Here is an 18620-nt window from a genome sequence, read left to right on the forward strand (position 1 = left end):
CCTCCTTAAATGTCTTCACCTTTTCTATTATACCACCTTTACTTCTTTCCTTATAATAAGTTTTTAGCCCTCTTGTAATAGTTTGACTTTTTACAAATTTAAGTAAATATTTTATAAAAATGTGTAAATATTCTGCAAGTATTTTTAGTAGATATGCATTAAAATAAATTTATTATAAAGTATTTTTTTAGCTTTATATACAATTATAATATTAAACTTTATATCGGGGGGATTTTTGATGAAAAAGAAATGGATTAGTTCATTAATGTGTATGTCTCTTGCTGCTTCACTATTTACTGGCTGTGCACCTACATCAACATCAAACACTACTGACACACCTGCTCCATCTGATACAAGTACAACAACAAAAGAAGAGCCTAAAAAAGAAGAATCTACTGATGGTGGTAAAAAAATCGTTTATTGGTCTATGTGGGAAGCTACTGAAGCTCAAGGCCAATCTATCCAAGCAGCTATTGACCAATATCAAAAAGACACAGGCAATACCGTAGAAGTTCAATTCAAAGGACGTACAGGTATTCGTGAAGGCCTTCAAGCCGCTTTAGATGCCGGTACAACGATTGACTTATTCGATGAAGATATCGATCGTGTAAACTCTACTTGGGGTAAATATTTATTAGACTTAGAATCTTATGCAGCTGCATCTGACTATGATGCTACTGCCGTTTCTGGTTTAATGTCAGCTTGCCGTGAGGTAGGCGGTGGTACATTAAAATCTATCCCTTATCAACCTAACGTATTTGCATTCTTCTATAATAAAGATTTATTTGACCAAGCTGGTATCACAGATGTACCTAAAACTTGGGATGAATTTTTAGCAACTTGCGAAAAACTTAAAGTTGCTGGTATTACACCTATTACTTGTGATGATGCTTACATTACTTGTATGATTGGTTACCATTTAGCACGTACTGTTGGTGAAGAACGTGTTACTCAAATTGTTAATGAAGGCCTTTGGGCTGAAGAGCCAGCTGTTCTTGAAGCTGCTAAAGCTTATGAAGCACTCGCTTCTAAAGGCTATTTCTCAGAATATGTAGCTTCTAACGTATGGCCAGCTGGTCAAAATACAGAACTTGCTTTAGGTGAAGCTGCTATGTACTTAAACGGTTCTTGGTTACCAAATGAAGTTCTTGGTACTACAGGACCAGACTTTAGATGGGGATGCTTTAGCTATCCTGCTGTTCCAAATGGTGTAACAGGTGTAGAAGCTGCTAACTTTGGTGCACAAGTATTTGCTGTAAATAAAGATTCTAAAGTACCACAAGAAGCCTTTGACCTTATTACTTATATCACTAAAGGCCAATTTGACGCTGAGCTTTCTGCCAATTCAACAGGTATCCCTGCTGATACTACAAATACCAAATGGCCAGACTTACTTGCTGATGTAAAGCCTGTTCTTGATAGCTTAACAACACGTTATACATGGGCTGCTGGTGTAGAAGCTAATAACAATATGACGCCTATCATTAAAGAAAACTTCTTAAAATTATGTGGTGGTCAAATTACAGCAGAGCAATTTGTAGATAATATGGAAAAAGCAAGTAAATAATTTCTTACAAGGGGTGAGGTATGACCAAGATACCTCACCCCTTATGCATTTTATCGTATAGGGGGATTTTATGTGAAAAAAAATAAACCGATGATCATTGCCTTTTTAGCACCTGTTGTAATTCTATTTGTACTCATTTACTTATACCCAATCTGTAGGACCATCCTTATGAGCTTTTTCAAAATCGAGGGTGTTACGGATGCCATGAGTGAATGGCACTTTGTAGGCGCAAGTAATTATATTGAACTTCTAAATACCGGACTTTTTAGAACTTCTATGTGGAACCTATTCCGTATCTGGCTTTTTGGTGGCATTATCGTTATGTCTATTGCCTTACTCTTTGCAGTTATTCTTACAAGCGGTATTCGCTTTAAAAGCTTCTTCCGTGCTGTTATTTACCTTCCTAATGTTGTAAGTGCTGTTGCTCTTGCTACTATGTGGCTCCAATATGTCTATAGCCCTAAATTTGGTTTATTAAAATCAGTCTTTACTTCACTAGGACTTGATAGTTTAGCTGCTATCCAATGGACTTCTAGCGAATATAAATTTGTAGCCCTTCTTATTGCCTATTGTTTTGGTATGGTAGGCTATCATATGCTTATTTTCACCAGTGGTATTGAACGTATTGGGCAAGATTACTATGAGGCTGCAACTATTGATGGTGCAAATAAAGTGAATCAATTCTTCCATATCACTTTCCCTTTACTTCGTGGTGTTATTAAAACCAATATTACCATGTGGTCCGTAACAAGTGTTGCTTTCTTTGTATGGTCTCAACTTTTCTCTACAGTTACAGCCGATACCCAAACGATCACCCCAATGGTTTATATGTACATGCAAGTATTTGGTGCAGGTAATACAGTTACAGAACGTAACGCTGGTCTTGGCGCAACAGTTGGTGTTGTCCTTTGCGTATGTGTTGTTGCGATCTTCCTGATTACCAACAAATTAATTAAAAAAGATGATTTTGAATTCTAAAGGGGGAGATTCTATGGCTACTGCTAAACAATACAAAGACAAAGTAAATTGGAAAAAAGAATTAAGACTTGCACCAGGTTACCTGATTTTAACCATATGGGTTATCTTTACCTTCGTTCTTCTAGGTTGGGTTCTCGCTGCTAGCTTTTCTACAACAAAAGATATTTTCGCCGGCAAGGCACTTGAGTTTCCTACTGGACTTCACTTTGAAAACTATATAAAAGCTTGGACCACTTCTAACGTTTCTGTATTCTTCTTGAACTCACTTCAATATGCCCTTATTTCTTGTACCGCACTAGTTATTATCTGTGCACCTGCAGCTTATGTTCTTTCTAGATTTGATTTTATTGCCAATAAGTTTATCCAAACCAGTTTAGTATCTGCAATGGGCGTACCTGCTATTATGATTATCCTTCCACTCTTTACACTTATTGCTAGAATGGATATCCTTAATAATCCCCTTGCCAATCGAGCCGTTCTCATTTTCTTATATATAGGTATTAACGTCCCTTATACAACCATTTTCTTACTCACCTTCTTTAGTAATATTTCACATTCCTTTGAAGAAGCAGCTGCTATTGATGGATGCTCACCTATGAAAACCTTCTGGAAGATCATGCTTCCAATGGCTCAACCAGGTATTATTACTGTAACAATCTTCAACTTTATTAATATTTGGAATGAATACTTTATTTCTCTTATCTTCGCAAATTCAGATTCACTTAGACCTGTTGCTGTAGGTCTCTACTCAATGATTAGCTCTATGAAATATACAGGTGACTGGGCAGGTATGTTTGCTGCCGTTATTATCGTATTCTTACCAACTTTCATCCTTTATATCTTCCTCTCCGAGAAGATTATTGCTGGTGTAACCGGCGGCGGTGTCAAAGGATGATTTAAAAAGAAGCTGTTGCATTTTTATGCAGCAGCTTCTTTTTTGTTTAAAATTCGAATTTAACTGGTCTTAAGAATAAGTCCACCAATACTTTAGACGTTTCTTTGTGTTCAAACAAAATAGCATAAAGTGCACTACAAATAGGCAGTTCTACGTCATAAACTTCTGATAAATGATGTAGGGCTTCAATAGTTGCTACCCCTTCTGCCAGCTTTGTAAAGGGAATACCTTTTACATAGTCTTCTCCAAATCGGCGGTTATTACTATGTGGCGAGAACAGTGTCGCTTCATAATCACCTAAGTGGCTTAATCCATAAATGGTTAAGTCATTACCTCCCATAGCACGGATAATACGTGAAAGTTCTCTTGTACCTCTTGCCATGAGAGCACCTTTTAAGCTGCTATAGCCTGCACCATCTAACATTCCTGCTGCAATTCCCATAACATTCTTTGTAGCTGCTCCAATCTCGTTTCCTATTAAATCTTGTCCATAATAGAAACGAATAAGCTCACTATTAAATGCTTCAACTGTTTTCTTTGTTACTTCTATTTCATCACTACCTATGACCATACAGTTTGGAATTCCTTTTGTAAAGTCTTGTACATGGCCTGGTCCTAACCATACACCAACATGACATCCTGCGCCCATCTCTTCTTTAAACACCTGAGTCAATCGCTTACCTGTTCCTGCTTCTAATCCTTTCATACAGAGTAAAAAGATTTTTTCATCTATATGAGGCAAGGCGGATACTGTTTGTAAAAATGATCTAAGTTGCTGCGCACTGATAGAGATTATAATAATCTCAGCGCTTTCTACCGCTTCTTCTAGAGAATCTGTAAACTTAATAGTTTCTGGCAATTCTAAGTACTCATTTTTACGTTCTAATCTTAGAGATTCTAAGTTTTTAGAGCCTGGTCTTCCCCATAGCATCACATCATGTCCTACACGATTGGTATACCATGCTAAAAAGCTTCCCCATCTTCCACATCCTAATACTGAAACATTCATCTTATTTGCCTCCCATCTATTTGAAAAGACCTCAGCCTTAATGATAAAACTGAGGTTGTCATCTATGTAGTATTTATAATATGATTAATACTAATTTAAAAATCCAGTTAGCTGCAATCCCTGCACACAGACCACCTATTGTATGAGAAAAAATGGCTTTGCCTGTAAGGCTACGACACTTTAAGCTATCCATCATAGCTGTATGTGTACTTAAGTAACCACTCCAACACATACACATTGCCGTAAATACAGCAATATCATTGGCATGTGCAAGCCCTTCGCTTACTAAGTTTGGCACAAGTCCAATGGCTGCACCCGCTGCACCTAATGAAGTAATTGGAACAGCAATGGCCTGTGGTGAAGAAAAACCAAATAGAGGTTGTAAAATAAAGTTTAATTTTTCTCCTAGTATAGGAAGTAGACCAATCCCCTCATAAGCTGCACCTGTATAAGTTCCATCTAATGATGGTCCATTAGTAAGAACAAGGACAAAAGTACAGATAATAAGTACGCCTGGAATAATAGCCATACCCATCCCTACTCCTGAATGTCCACCTTCTAAAAGTGCATTCATAAAACGTTCACCTAAGCTTCCTGTTCTCACTTCACGGTAATTAATAAGATCTATACTTTCATCAATTACTTCTTCACACCAACTCTCGGTACCATAATGCTTTTTGGTATAGTACATCATAAGTTTTGTACTTATAATACTTCCTATAATTGCACCTATATTCCCAATCACAACAGCTATGCCTAAATGCTCACCAACACCTTTAACACCGATCATAAATACAGTAATCATAAGTCCCATCCCAAAGGCTGTTCCTAAATTCGTAAGAGCTGGTAGCTGATACTTTTTAAAATATTGTCTAAAACGTTTGTCATCACATAATGTGAGTATTGCTGGATTATCCGAAAAATAAGTGGTTAATACACTCATAATACTTGCACCTGGCAAATCATATAGTGGTTTCATAAGCCTTGAAAGTAACTTATTAATAATTGCCAACCCACCAAATTCAGTTAAAACACCTGAGAACGCACCTGCTATAACTGCAATCGCCATAATATAAAATACTGTTCCCATTAAAAGGTCATAAGATGTATTGAGGAGTGTATTGAACATATTTGCTACACCCATTTTTTGACCTAGTAAAAAGAGGCCTCCAAAAGTGATTACTAAACATAATACACCTTCAATACCTACAGCCTTTTTTAATTTGTAATGCACTTCTTGATTGTGCTCATCTTGTCTATTCATGCTGTCTCCCTCTAGCTATTACTTTATTTCCATATATGCATGTAATTACTTTTATCTACACCTGCATCTTCAAAAGTACCCATACCTAATAATGTATATTTAGCCATTTCTATAAGATTAAATAAAATTGGACATCCGCTTCCTTCTCCTAGACGCATCTCTAAGTTTAAATGTGGCTCAAGTCCAATCTCCATTAATAATTTCTGCATACCCACTTCTTTTGAGAGGTGAGATGCTACCATGTAATCTTTAACTGTTGGACATAGCTTATAAGCAACTAATGCTGCCGCTGCTGCAATAAAACCATCAATAACTACTACTTTCTTTCCATGAGCTGCTGCTAGATAGACTCCAACAAGGCCTGCTAGATCATATCCACCTACTTTGGCTAAAACATCAATAGGATCATTAGGATCTGGTTGATTCACTTGAAATGCCATTTTAATTGCATTGATTTTACTATTAAATACTTGATCCTTAGCCCCTGAACCTTTACCTGTCACTTCTTCTACATCTAACTTTAAAAGAGCGGCTGTAATAGCTGCAGATGTTGTTGTATTACCAATACCCATTTCACCTGTTCCAAAAATCTCATAGCCATTCTCTATTAATTTATTTGTCTCTTCAATACCTACTTCAATCGCTTCCATCGCTTGTTCATAAGTCATTGCAGACTGAATACTCATATCTTGAGTTCCATAAGCTATTTTACGATTATGAATCAAAGGATGCTTAAAGTCTGCTTTAACACCTATATCAACGATATGTATATCTGAACCTGCAAACTGGCTAAGCTTATTCACACCTGTTATACCTCTTGTAAAGTTATAGGTTACAGTGGCTGTCACTTCTTGGGGACAACTACTTACGCCTTGGTCGCATACACCGTTATCACTGCACATAATCACTGTTGCACACGGTTTTGTTTTTATATCCATTGTGCCCTGCACACCTGCTAACTGAATCATTAACTGCTCTAATTTCCCTAAAGAGCCTACAGGTTTAGTCAGCCCATCCAGATAAGTTTCCATTTGTTTTGCCACTTCAAGGTTTAAAGGTTCAATATCTGCTATAAATTGTTTAAGTTCCTCTTGTCTCATCCAATCATCCCCTTACTTATAATCATTAAATAGGTTAATATAACCCATTCCGCTAGTTGATGTGTTGCACCTAAACAGTCTCCATTCAAACCATTTAACTTCTTACTAAATTTATGATTTAAAATAAACACTGTTACACCAACGATTAAAAGACCTAATATCATTTCCATTCCTGATACAAGACTTATGCCTACACCACAAAAAACTAGAAGATTAAATCCCAGTCCTATTTTACTAATGTTTTGAATCCATAAAGAACCCATTCCCTTTGAGACATTACGTCCTATAGCGCAGATTAAACAAACTGCCATCTTCGCACTTACAGGTACCCAAATCATTAAATAGGGATGTTCTCTTAAAAGGTAAAACCCAATAAGATGGTACATAAAATCAATAAGGAGTGCTAATACACCAAACGTACCGACTCTACTATCTTTCATAATTTCTAGCGTTCTTGCTGTATCTCGATTGGCTCCAAATCCATCAAATACATCACTTACACCATCTAAATGAATACCACCTGTTATCCAAATACCACCTATTGTAGCTAAAAGTGCACCCAGTAAGGGATCTACTAAACTTCCTACTACAAATAGTATCCAAGTAAAAATACCCACAATGAGCCCTATAAAAGTAAAAAAGCACATGGCTCCTTTAAAATCACTCGGTTCTGCTGGCATTGCTGCTTTGGTAATAGGAATACGTGTTAAAAATTGCATAGCTAGTACCCATTGTTTTAACTTCTTCATCTGCTTCAACTCTTTCTTTTATATCCAAAAATGTATTAATAACTATCTCTTGATAAATCTAAGTACCAAAAATCATGTTCATAGTTTGTTGTAACAACCATTCCTGTATGTACCTTAAACTTCCAAAACATATCTAAGTTTTCACCAAACATATAACAAAGGGCCATACGAATCGTTCCTGCATGACATACAACAACTGCATCTTCACCAGCTTCTTCTAGCTCTTTAATAAAACTTACAACCCTTTCATATTGCATCATGGCACTTTCACCTTCTGGAATCACATAGTTTTTCCAGTCATCGTCCCATTCATCCCGCTCAGCTAGATATCTTCTGCCAATCTGTCTATAAGTAAGTCCTTCAAAAATACCCATATTTCTTTCTAATAGCCTTGCATCTACTTTAAAATAGACATTAGCAAAAAGCAACCCTGCTGTTTCAATAGCTCTAGCTGCGGGACTTGAATAGACATTGATACATTCATTAAAACTTGTTTGAATGGCTTTTACTTCTTTTACACCTTCTTGTGTAAGCCTTACATCTATTTTTCCATAATAACTATTCTTTTCATTTTCTTCTGTCTTACCATGACGAACCCAATATATTTTCATTTGTACCACTCCTAATATTTAAGTTGCTCTAACGCCTCAATAAGAAGTTGATTTTGTTCATGTGATTTGATACCTATGCGATAATGCAAATCTGTAAGTCCTGTATAGTTTCCACAATGACGTATTAAAATACCTTTCTCCATAAGCATCTCTTTCAACCCTTTAATGGGTGATTTAAACAATATATAGTCTGCTGCTGAAGGATAACAATAAAAACCTAATCGTGTGAGATGTTCTTGTATATAATCATACTCTCTACGAATAAGTGCTTTTGTTTCTTTAGCATATTCATCATCATTTAGTGCCACTACACCTGCTAGTTGGGCAATCCCTGAAACAGACCACGGTTGAGCAGCTTGTTGTACTGCCTTTTTCAGTTCTAAATCTGAGAAGCATCCATAACCTAATCTAAGACCAGCCATGGCATAAAATTTTGTAAAAGCCTTTAAAATGACAAGACATTTATAGTTTCCAAGTTCAGCAAGTAAACTATATTTTTCAGGTGCTTCTACAAAATCCATAAAGCATTCATCCACAATGAGTTTAATGTTAAACGTTTCACATTTTTCTAATACCTTAAGTAAAAAAGTTTTAGAAGTTAATTGTCCTGTAGGATTATTAGGATTACATAGCCACACCATATCCAAATCTGGCGTAAGTATTTCTAGAAAATCTTCTTGTATATTAAAGTTATTATTTTCTTTTAAATTGTATGTTACAACTTCACACCCTACTTGTTCCATTGCTAAGGCATATTCTGCAAAGGTAGGTGCTAAAATAAGTGCACGCTTTGGCTTACAGACATACACCAAGCGGAAGATTAAATCCGCAGCTCCATTTCCACAGAGAATACTTTCCTTTAGCAAACCATAATAGTCGCTTATTGCCTCAGTTAGCTTCCTACATAATGGATCTGGATATTGAACTGCTAAATCAAGATTCTGTGCTAAGGCAGTACGAACACTTGGCGCTAATCCCAAAGGATTAATGTTTACTGAAAAGTCGATAATTTTTTTGTCGTCACATCCAAGTTTTTCGGCGAGAGAAAATACATCGCCACCGTGTATTAAATGCATAGTTACTCCTTCTATCTCATGACTATAGCTCTTATTGCTATAAATACTAATAAACCTAGTATACACGTTGCATACATTAATTGATTTGTTCTTTTAATATCTTCTGTTTCTACTGGGCGAATAGGGTCGCCTATAGTTGGTTTTTCACATTTCTTACCAAAATAATAAGCATCTCCTGCTAGTTGGATTTCTAATGCCCCTGCACATGCTGCTTCTGTATGAGCACTATTGGGACTCTTATGATTATAACGGTCTCGCTTATAGATTTTATAGGCCCCCTTTATACTCATACCACATAATCCACTAGCTAAAATCATTAAGTAAGCACTTATTCTTGCTGGAATATAATTGGCTACGTCATCTAACTTGGCTCCAAAAGTACCAAAATATTGGTATTTATCATTTTTGTATCCAATCATCGAGTCTAATGTATTGATTGCTTTATATAGATACGCAAGAGGTACCCCACCTATTACTAAATAAAAAAGTGGTCCTATAATACCATCCGATGTATTTTCTGCTACGGTCTCGATGGCTGCTTTTGCTACACCTTGTTCATCTAAACTTGCTGTATCTCTTCCAACAATCATGCTTACTGCATATCTAGCACCTTCTAAATCATGTTTTTTAAGTGCTATATAAACTTTCATGCTTTCATCTTTTAGACTTTTTGTTGCAAGCACTTGGTAACCCATAATCACTTGCAAAATAAATCCTACAACAGGATGTATCCAATAAGCTAGAGTAATTACTGTCAAACTTACAAAAAAGGTGATACCTACCACGGCGATTACAAGTATCGTTCCGCCGATGCGTTCACCTTTTTTCGTCTGTGGTATCCATGATCGAATCCATTTTTCACCTTTTGTAATCAGTGTACCTATTGCACGAACTGGATGTGGAAAATGATAAGGATCTCCTAATAGAAGATCCAAAATAAAAGCACATACTGTAATTAAAATAATTGATTTCATATCCTTCGTCCATTCTTTTTGTCATTTATAATCTATTCGTATAGTGTTTGTTTCTATTACCAAAAACTATTCCCCTTTAGATAAAAAGAATAAAGCTTAGAAGTTCCATATAGTTATCTGTCGTATATGAAACAGTAAACTCATCAATCTGTCTAGCATTTGGATAGAAAGAATATTTGTAAGCATCTTCATGCTTATTAAAGACAACTTTTAAATTAAATACATCTGGTATAGACAAATTGCTTGTCCAACCTACTGTTTTAAGCTCTGATAAACTTTGCTTAACAGTCTTTTGTATACGCTCTTTTGCAAGTTCTGGATGAATACTCACCATACCTCCACCAAAGCCTTCTTGTACCGCAACACTCTTTATAGTTGAGTCAAACTCTGCTACACTACGCACAAGTCCCCCATCTCCTGTTACCGTAATAATCGGTACACTAAGTAAATAAGCTACATAAGCATAAAGTGTAAATTCACTGGCTGGCTTATCATTTAAATACATTCCTCTTACCTTACTTGGATAAAGTGTGTGAGCAAGTGGTGATGTATTAGCTAATCCATGACTATGATAGCCTATAAAAATAATACCGTCAAAGGTGTCGTCTAATCCTTCCACCATATTATAAGGGTGGTTGCTCCAGCCAGTCATAAGCTTTGCATTTTTAGGTAATTGCTCTTGTATAAGATTATACCCATTTCCGTGTGCATCCTTAATAACAAACTCTACTGCCCCTGCTGCCATTGCCCCCTTACAAGCTGCTACCACTTCTCCTGTCATACGCTCTCTTGCTTCATATGGCGCAGTGTCATCTGCTTGTTGCCAATTTGAAATCCCTGTTACCCCTTCAATATCTGCAGTTATAAATATACGCATAGCTAACCTCCCTACAAGTTTAATATTTTATTCTAGTATACCAAAACTTGTATATTATTTCTATTATCTGTTATGTTTTTCCTAAAAAAGTAGTATACTAAAAAAGTAAAATTCAAAAAACAGACAGAAAGGGTTATATTATGTCCACAAAAACAATTTCAACTCGTGACCAAGTGGCAGTAGAAAATACTTGGCGCTTAGAAGATATTTTTGAATCTGATCAAGATGTACAAGCTGCCATTGCCTCAAGTAAACAATCCTTAGGCATTTTTAAATCCTATCAAAATCAAGTAACTTCTAATGCAAATACTTTATTCGAAGTTCTTAAAAAATCTGACGATGTTTCTATGATCATAGAAAAAATATATGTATACTGTCATATGCGTCTTCACCAAGATGGTGGCAACAGTTTCTATCAAGACCTTGCAAGCCAAAGTGAAAAGCTTATGGTTGATCTAGAAACAGCTACATCTTTTATTAGCCCAGAAATCAGTACTTTAACCGAAGCACAGCTAGAAGCTTTCCTTCAAGAAAATCCTGAGCTTACACTTTACAAACGTGTACTCCATGAAGTTTTACGTCAAAAAGAACATATCTTAGATGCTAAAACAGAAGATTTACTTTCTCAATTTGGAGAAATAACAACTGCACCAAGCAATACTTTTGCTATGTTTAACAATGCTGACTTAAAACTTCCTACTATTCAAAATGAAGACGGAGAAGATATACGCATCACTCATGGTAACTATATCAGCCTCCTTGAAAGCCATAACCGTAGTGTACGTGAATCTGCTTTTACAGGCATGTATACTTCATATAGTAACTTTAAAAATACCCTTGCTACAAACTTTGCTGCAAGTGTAACAGGTTATAGTTTAGTTTCACGTATTCGTAACTTTAGAACACCTATTGCCTGTGCATTAAACGCAAACAATATTCCTACTGAAGTTTATGATAATCTGATTACTACAGTAGATCACCATCTTAACCTTATGCATGATTATGTAGCTCTTAGAAAAGATATTATGGGTGTTGATACTTTACACATGTATGATATCTTCGTACCTCTTGTAAATGACTTCAAAAAGGAAATCTCTTTTGATGAAGCATGTAGCATTATTCTTGAAGCTTTAAAACCTTTAGGTGAAGACTATGTGGCACAAGTTAAAGACGCATTTGATAGCCGTTGGGTAGATAAATATGAAAATGAAGGCAAACGTAGTGGGGCTTACTCATGGGGTTGTTTCGCAGCACCACATCCATATGTGCTTATGAACTACTCTAACAATGTAGACAACCTCTTTACATTAGCACATGAAATGGGACATGCAATGCATAGTTACCTTTCATCACATACTCAGCCTTACCCATATGCTAACTACTGTATCTTTGTAGCAGAAGTTGCCTCTACTGTAAACGAAGCACTTCTTATGCAATATTTACTTAAAACAACAACAGATCCTGACTTCCATAAATACTTAGTAAACTACTTTATGGAGCAATTCAGAGGCACACTCTTCCGTCAAACTATGTTTGCTGAATTCGAAAAATCAGTTTACACACTTCACTCAGAGGGTGCAACCCTTACGAGTCAAGTACTCTGTGATACTTACTACAACTTAGTTAAAAAATATCATGGTGATGCTATTTGCGTAGATGACCTTATTGCAATGGAATGGGCACGTATTCCTCACTTCTATACACCATTCTATGTATATCAATACGCTACTGGCTATTCAGCTGCCATTGCCCTTTCTGAAGGTATATTAAAAGAAGGCCCTGAAGCAGTTAAACGCTACAAAGCCTTCTTAAGTGGTGGTTCTAGCCAAGATCCTATTGATTTACTAAAAATGGCTGGTGTAGATATGAGTTCTCCAGCACCAATCGAATCTGCACTTAAAGTGTTTGAAGGTCTTATTGCAGAAATGAAAACGCTTTAATCTAGTCCACATCCCCATTTGATGAGGATATAAATACTAATTAAACTTATGACAAGCAGAATGTTCTGGATTACTCTAGACTTTCTGCTTTTTCTATTCCACATACTATAAACCAGCAAGACCACTGTAACCGGTAAAAGAGCATAGCTATTAAACCATAAAATAATTTCTTTATGTTTCCACCAATCCATAAACTTCTCTTCTAAAATATTCATTCCAAAGAATCCTGTTACAAAAGTAGGAATAACTAGAGCTGTACCTATAATAGTTAAAAAATCCATCTTACCTTTTGATTGGGCCTGATCAATAAGGGCCGCATACTCATGCATCTCCTGCATTTCAAAATCTAATTCTTTAATTTCTTTTTCTATCATTAGCTGCCTTAAGAGTTCATTATAAATATAGCTACCTTGTACATCTACTGTCACTTCATTAAAATGCATCTGACTAATAAATTGTATATAAACTTCATATAAGTCTTCTATCGCTTGCACTAATTGTACTTTCGGTAATTCTGCAATACGTGCTATTTGATTTCCAAAATGAAGCAAGGAAGCCTTTTGTGCTAAAGCTAATAAGACTATATGATTATAAAGCTTTGTTTCTTTTGCACTTGATGTAATGCATACTAACGAAAATCTACTCATTCCATAGACTACTTTAGGTAGGTCTAAATAACTTTCTCCTTCTCTTAACTTCTCTCGTCTACTAAATAATATGAAGCTATTTAAAAAGCGCTTGGAGATTTCTTGATTTTTAATTTGTTTTAGAAACTCAGCGTTATTATAAACACACAATACAAACATACGATTTCCAAGCAAAGGCTCCACAAAAATCTTATCTTGTTTTAAAAACTTGTATTCAAAAACGAAGTTATCTCCAAATAGTTGACGCATCATGGAAGTCATACATAGAGGCTTCTCTTTATAATCTTCTGAAAAGGTCTCAATAATTTTTTCTCTATCGTTTAACCTAACAACAATTTTTTCGGGAAATAAATCTTTGTGAGCCGCTTGAAGAGGAAGCAAATAAGGGTAAACACTTTTACTCATACTATTTATAGCCATAATACCTTCTGGTGCCTTTACCTCATGATTTTCACAATGTAGAGTTAAAATACCTATTCCACTTTTATAAAGACGTAGCTCAATATTCTTTAACTTAAGAACATATTCCTTTTGCTCTACAGTCAGTGTTAAAGTACTTTTCTCATCTAGTCCCATCTTCTCATAAATACGCACTAACTTTTGATTACCTATTTGATAAAGCATCTGAATGGCAGGCTTATAGAAATATACATATTCATTATAAGTCGATTCATCTTCCATATAAAATGTACGTATTTTCCAAGACTCTAACCCACTAAGTGATGGATGATCCATTTGTTTATGTTGTTTTAACGTTCCACGCCCATGTCTATTTTTGAGTTCCCATGCAAAGGGCATCATATAGACATGGGTACTGATTACACCTTTCGACATACCACTCACCTATTATTATCGTATTAATTAAATAAATTTAAATAAGCTCCATATCCCTCTTCTTCCATTTTATCATATGGTATAAATCTTAATGCCGCAGAATTAATACAGTATCTAAGCCCACCTGTTTCTCTTGGACCATCTTGAAAAACATGACCTAGATGGCTATCGGCATAACTACTTCTTATTTCTATTCTATGCATACCATGGGATAAATCTTCTTTTTCATATACACTTATGGGTGCAATAGGTTTCGTAAATGCTGGCCATCCGCATCCTGAATTGAATTTATCCTTAGAAGAAAAAAGTGGCTTCCCACTTACAATATCTACATAAATTCCCTCTTCATCATGTTCATAAAACGCATTACCATAAGGTGCCTCTGTACCATTTTCTTGAGTCACTTGATATTGAAGAGGTGTAAGCTTCTCCTTAAGCTCTTGTTCTTTATAAGGATTACGATGCCAATAAGTATCTAAAAAGTTTTTTCTCCCAGAACCCTTATAGTACCTATCATAATAAAATCGATTTTTCTTATAATAATCTTGATGATAATCTTCTGCTTTATAAAATGGCATCGCTGCTACAATAGGCACCACAATAGGTTTTTCAAATAAACCTGATACTTCTAATTCATGTTTATAAGTCTCTGCTATAGCCTTTTGTGCTTCATCATGATAAAAAATAGCCGTATGGTACGTTTCACCTCTATCATTAAATTGCCCATCAGGATCTGTTGGATCAATACTCCTAAAGAAAATTTCCACCAACTCTCTATAGGGTAAAATGGCCTCATCATAAGTTATCTGTACAGCTTCTTGATGACCTGTATGATGTGCACATACTTCTTCATAACTTGGATTTTCTACATGTCCTCCTGTATAGCCTACTTCTATTTTTACTACACCAGAATATTCATCAAAAGGTTTTACCATACACCAAAAGCATCCCCCTGCAAAGGTTGCTTGCTTGATAGAACTCATATGCTCACTTCCTTTTATAAACTTTTTTACATTAGTTTATCCTATAAGATTATGAGTATGCACATAATGGACTAGTTTTATTTTAAGCATGAAAAAAAGATACCTTCTTAAGGTATCTTTTTTGTACTACACATGTTGTATCACAGTCTGATGCTCTATATAACTTGGATAAGTAACATTTACAATTTCTAGCATCCATACCGCTGTATGGGATATTGCCTCATACAGATCTAAAAGGACACGATCATGCCTGTTTCTACATCTTGCTACTTCTTCCTTATAAAGCTCATTTTCTAGTTTAATATAACCTTCTACACCTTTTTCTTTGAGTACTTGCCATCTCTTGAAGATGTTTCGAACATCCATTTCATTACGTAATACTTTAGCTTCTTTATTCATATATACTTCATACTTCCTGTGTTCTCTTAGAGTCAGATGCTTAAAGTTATGAGCATAACAAAATGTATCACTAATATAGTGACTCATCATTCCTGCAGCATAGGACATTACAAACTCTGTTGCTTGTCTGCGATGCACAAAGTCTGTAAAGGATTTCCACTCTCTAGCTGCAATTTTTATATTATGCCCTTTAAATCTTCTATGAGGTGCTAAATCAGGCATACTTGCTCCAATTTTCAAGGCACGTTCATTAAAAGTAACTGGAATGTATTGTTTAATCAATTCATAAGCTTCTAATGCAATAACATAATGTGTTTTTATTTTCAATGGCTCTCCTCTTTCCTAGTCTTTGCTAGACTCTATGAATAGGTGTCATATCATGTCGTTTAGCAACTGTGATTTGAATATCTTTGCCAATTTCAATATTTTTAGCCTCTAAGGCATTCTTCGCACATAGGTATGCTAAATCAGGTATATTATTTTCATTACTTAAGTGACCAAGTATTGCCCATTGTAAGTTAGGATGATAAATATGAGTCAAAACCTTTGCTGCTAACTCATTGCAAAGATGTCCGTGGTCTCCTAAGATACGTTTCTTAAGATAATACGGATACCCCCCTACCTCTACCATATTAATATCATGATTGAATTCAAGTAAAATACCATCTGCATTATAGAAATGCTCTACAACACGTCTATCTACTTTACCCATATCAGTTGCAAGAACTATTTTTTTACCTTTATAAGTAAATACATAACCTACTGGATCTACAGAGTCATGATAAATACTATATGGCATTACCACAAGTTCTCCAAACATCAGGGGTACATCTTTTTCCATAATGATTTGGTTATGCTCTGCAACTTTGCCTAGCATATTCTCACTCAACATACGCTCCCAAGTTATAGCAGTCGCATAAATAGGTAAGTCATATTTACGGCTAATGATCCCAACACCCTTAATATGATCACTATGCTCATGGGTAATAAGAATCCCTTTAATCGTTGTTGGATCTACATTGATTGCTTCTAGTCCTTGTGTTACTTTTTTACCACTAATACCTATATCTATAAGAAGCCTTTCATCATCGGCTTGTAAGTATGTACAGTTTCCACTACTCCCACTTGCTATGGGACATAAACAAAAATCCATTTTAGTCCTCCACTCATGTCTTTTAATTTTCTTTCCTTAGTTTATCATATATACCCCTATTCGTATACATAGGATTAAGTGGTTTGTACAACTGTTACATCTTTAATCCATTTGCCACTATGAATGCGCCATAAGCTTGCAATCACTTTTAGCATCTCATCACATCTTAATATAAAGAAGACAATAATAATAGGTAGCTCCCATACAAAGGCTGCTAAAAAGCCAAACGGTATAGCTATAAGCCACATAAAAATGAGATCATTAATAAAGACAAATGTCGCATCGCCTCCACCTCTTAAGATACCTACCATTGTGTTCATAGCTAAAGATTTGAAAAATACAGTAACGGCTGTCACAATAACAATATCCATAGCTATAGCTTTTGTCACTTCTGTGACATTATACATTGCAATAATAAATGGACTTACTAAGTAAGTAATAACACCTGATATAAGTCCTAATACAATACTAAATAGAATAATCGTATTAGCATATTCACGAACCTTATCCTTATCACCTTGTCCAACTGTATTTCCTATAATCGCAGCACCTGCATTGCTTACACCTTGTATAAAGACAATAACTAGTTGGTTGATAATATTAGTGATACTATTTGCTGCCACTACATTGGTACCTAATCTTCCTACTACAACACCACTCATACTTACGCCTATAGACCATAGTAATTCATTAAATACAACAGGCATACAGTTTCTTAAGTAATGTCCAACTAATTGCTTATCTACCTTTAATAAATCTTTCCATTTAACTTGAAGCTTCTTCTCAAAATACGCCATAAATATTAAGATAACCGCAAACTCTGTTATTCTTGCAATAACAGTACCAATCGCTGCTCCTCTTACACCTAAAGCCGGTGCACCTAGCTTCCCAAAAATAAATACCCAGTTAAAGAAAGTATTTACAACTAATGAAATCACATAAACAACCATTGCTATTTTTACAGTTTGCACAGAACGTAAAATCATAATCGTACAGTTTGTAACTGCATAGAATCCATATCCAATTGCCACAATACGTAAATATTGTGCACCGCCTTCAATAACAGCTTGATCTGTTGTAAAAATACTCATGACTTGTTCTGGAAATACAACGGATATGATTACAAAAATAAATGTAAAAACTAGACATACACGATACATAATAGCTAATATTTTGTGTATGGACTTTACATCGTTCTTCCCCCAATATTGTGCAATCATTACATTTGAACCACCTGCTAAACCAAACATCAATAATGTGAAAACAAAAAATACGTTATTAGCAAGGGCTGTAGCAGATAGTGCAACTTCTCCAAGAGACCCTAACATCAGTGTATCCATCATACTAATCCCAAAGATAATTAAATTTTGCACACCTATTGGAAGTGCTGTCATTAGTAAAAGCTTATAAAATTGTTTTTCTCTAGTAATTCTCATTTTATCCCTCTCATATATTCTATCCTTATTTTGCCATTGTTAGTGTATCATATCTCCTTATATTCGTACATAGAGTCAAACCGTTTACAACCTCCTTCCTTTCTGATAAGCTAAAGCTTAATGAACTA

The 18620-nt window shown here is 35.4% G+C and carries 17 protein-coding genes; 4 read left to right on the forward strand and 13 right to left on the reverse strand.

The genetic code is table 11. The annotated features are described in order from the left end of the window. Window positions 1-235: 235 nt before the first annotated feature. From BN2390_RS09785 to BN2390_RS09795, 3 genes are all read left to right on the forward strand, one after another. Window positions 236-1567: an ABC transporter substrate-binding protein gene (locus BN2390_RS09785; protein ID WP_242847660.1), complete on the forward strand. Its 1332-nt coding sequence runs from the start codon at window positions 236-238 to the stop codon at window positions 1565-1567. Window positions 1568-1639: 72 nt separating this feature from the next. Continuing rightward, a complete protein-coding gene (locus BN2390_RS09790; RefSeq protein ID WP_053984174.1) occupies window positions 1640-2545 on the forward strand; it encodes a carbohydrate ABC transporter permease in 906 nt (301 codons plus the stop codon). Window positions 2546-2558: 13 nt separating this feature from the next. After that, window positions 2559-3440, forward strand: coding sequence for a carbohydrate ABC transporter permease (locus BN2390_RS09795; protein ID WP_053984175.1), 882 nt, complete (start codon window positions 2559-2561; stop codon window positions 3438-3440). Window positions 3441-3486: 46 nt separating this feature from the next. Here BN2390_RS09795 and BN2390_RS09800 read toward each other — a convergent pair whose 3' ends face one another. The 8 genes from BN2390_RS09800 to BN2390_RS09835 all read right to left on the reverse strand — a co-directional run bounded on the left by BN2390_RS09800 (window position 3487) and on the right by BN2390_RS09835 (window position 11100). Continuing rightward, complete coding sequence (locus BN2390_RS09800; protein WP_053984176.1) at window positions 3487-4449, reverse strand: NAD(P)H-dependent glycerol-3-phosphate dehydrogenase; 963 nt, start codon at window positions 4447-4449, stop codon at window positions 3487-3489. A 73-nt stretch (window positions 4450-4522) separates the two neighbouring features. Next, window positions 4523-5713: a CD0519/CD1768 family membrane protein gene (locus tag BN2390_RS09805; protein ID WP_053984177.1), complete on the reverse strand. Its 1191-nt coding sequence runs from the start codon at window positions 5711-5713 to the stop codon at window positions 4523-4525. Between the two features lie 23 nt (window positions 5714-5736). Further along, the gene (gene cobT / locus BN2390_RS09810; protein ID WP_053984178.1) at window positions 5737-6813 is read right to left on the reverse strand and encodes a nicotinate-nucleotide--dimethylbenzimidazole phosphoribosyltransferase; all 1077 of its coding nucleotides are present in this window, start codon (window positions 6811-6813) and stop codon (window positions 5737-5739) included. Further along, the gene (cobS, locus tag BN2390_RS09815; RefSeq protein WP_053984179.1) at window positions 6810-7562 is read right to left on the reverse strand and encodes an adenosylcobinamide-GDP ribazoletransferase; all 753 of its coding nucleotides are present in this window, start codon (window positions 7560-7562) and stop codon (window positions 6810-6812) included. Before cobS ends, cobT begins: the two co-directional genes overlap by 4 nt. A 35-nt stretch (window positions 7563-7597) precedes the next feature. Continuing rightward, entirely contained in the window at window positions 7598-8173 is a 576-nt protein-coding gene (locus BN2390_RS09820) for a histidine phosphatase family protein (protein WP_053984180.1), read from the reverse strand. 11 nt (window positions 8174-8184) lie between these two features. After that, window positions 8185-9249 carry a threonine-phosphate decarboxylase CobD gene (cobD, locus tag BN2390_RS09825; protein WP_053984181.1) on the reverse strand — a complete coding sequence of 355 codons (1065 nt, stop codon included), beginning with the start codon at window positions 9247-9249 and terminating at the stop codon, window positions 8185-8187. Window positions 9250-9260: 11 nt separating this feature from the next. After that, a complete protein-coding gene (gene cbiB / locus BN2390_RS09830; RefSeq protein WP_053984182.1) occupies window positions 9261-10223 on the reverse strand; it encodes an adenosylcobinamide-phosphate synthase CbiB in 963 nt (320 codons plus the stop codon). A gap of 76 nt (window positions 10224-10299) precedes the next feature. After that, window positions 10300-11100: a M55 family metallopeptidase gene (locus BN2390_RS09835; RefSeq protein WP_053984183.1), complete on the reverse strand. Its 801-nt coding sequence runs from the start codon at window positions 11098-11100 to the stop codon at window positions 10300-10302. 140 nt (window positions 11101-11240) lie between these two features. Here BN2390_RS09835 and pepF point away from each other — a divergent pair, with 140 nt between their 5' ends. Next, window positions 11241-13040 carry an oligoendopeptidase F gene (pepF, locus tag BN2390_RS09840; RefSeq protein WP_053984184.1) on the forward strand — a complete coding sequence of 600 codons (1800 nt, stop codon included), beginning with the start codon at window positions 11241-11243 and terminating at the stop codon, window positions 13038-13040. Here the strand turns inward: pepF and BN2390_RS09845 are convergent. The 5 genes from BN2390_RS09845 to BN2390_RS09865 all read right to left on the reverse strand — a co-directional run bounded on the left by BN2390_RS09845 (window position 13037) and on the right by BN2390_RS09865 (window position 18492). Beyond that, window positions 13037-14521, reverse strand: a complete 1485-nt coding sequence (locus BN2390_RS09845) for a magnesium transporter CorA family protein (protein ID WP_053984185.1) — start codon at window positions 14519-14521, stop codon at window positions 13037-13039. The genes pepF and BN2390_RS09845 overlap by 4 nt on opposite strands. Before the next feature lie 23 nt (window positions 14522-14544). After that, complete coding sequence (gene msrB / locus BN2390_RS09850; RefSeq protein ID WP_053984186.1) at window positions 14545-15504, reverse strand: peptide-methionine (R)-S-oxide reductase MsrB; 960 nt, start codon at window positions 15502-15504, stop codon at window positions 14545-14547. A 126-nt stretch (window positions 15505-15630) separates the two neighbouring features. Next, on the reverse strand, window positions 15631-16230 hold the full coding sequence (locus BN2390_RS09855) for a zinc dependent phospholipase C family protein (RefSeq protein WP_053984187.1): 600 nt from the start codon (window positions 16228-16230) through the stop codon (window positions 15631-15633). A 25-nt stretch (window positions 16231-16255) separates the two neighbouring features. Next, the gene (locus BN2390_RS09860; protein ID WP_053984188.1) at window positions 16256-17056 is read right to left on the reverse strand and encodes an MBL fold metallo-hydrolase; all 801 of its coding nucleotides are present in this window, start codon (window positions 17054-17056) and stop codon (window positions 16256-16258) included. A 74-nt stretch (window positions 17057-17130) separates the two neighbouring features. Next, window positions 17131-18492 (reverse strand): MATE family efflux transporter, encoded by a 1362-nt coding sequence (locus BN2390_RS09865; protein WP_053984189.1) that lies wholly within the window; start codon window positions 18490-18492, stop codon window positions 17131-17133. Window positions 18493-18620 lie beyond the last annotated feature (128 nt).

It is taken from the genome of Niameybacter massiliensis, from assembly GCF_001282685.1.
In the GTDB taxonomy this organism is placed as follows: Bacteria; Bacillota; Clostridia; order Lachnospirales; family Cellulosilyticaceae; genus Holtiella; species Holtiella tumoricola.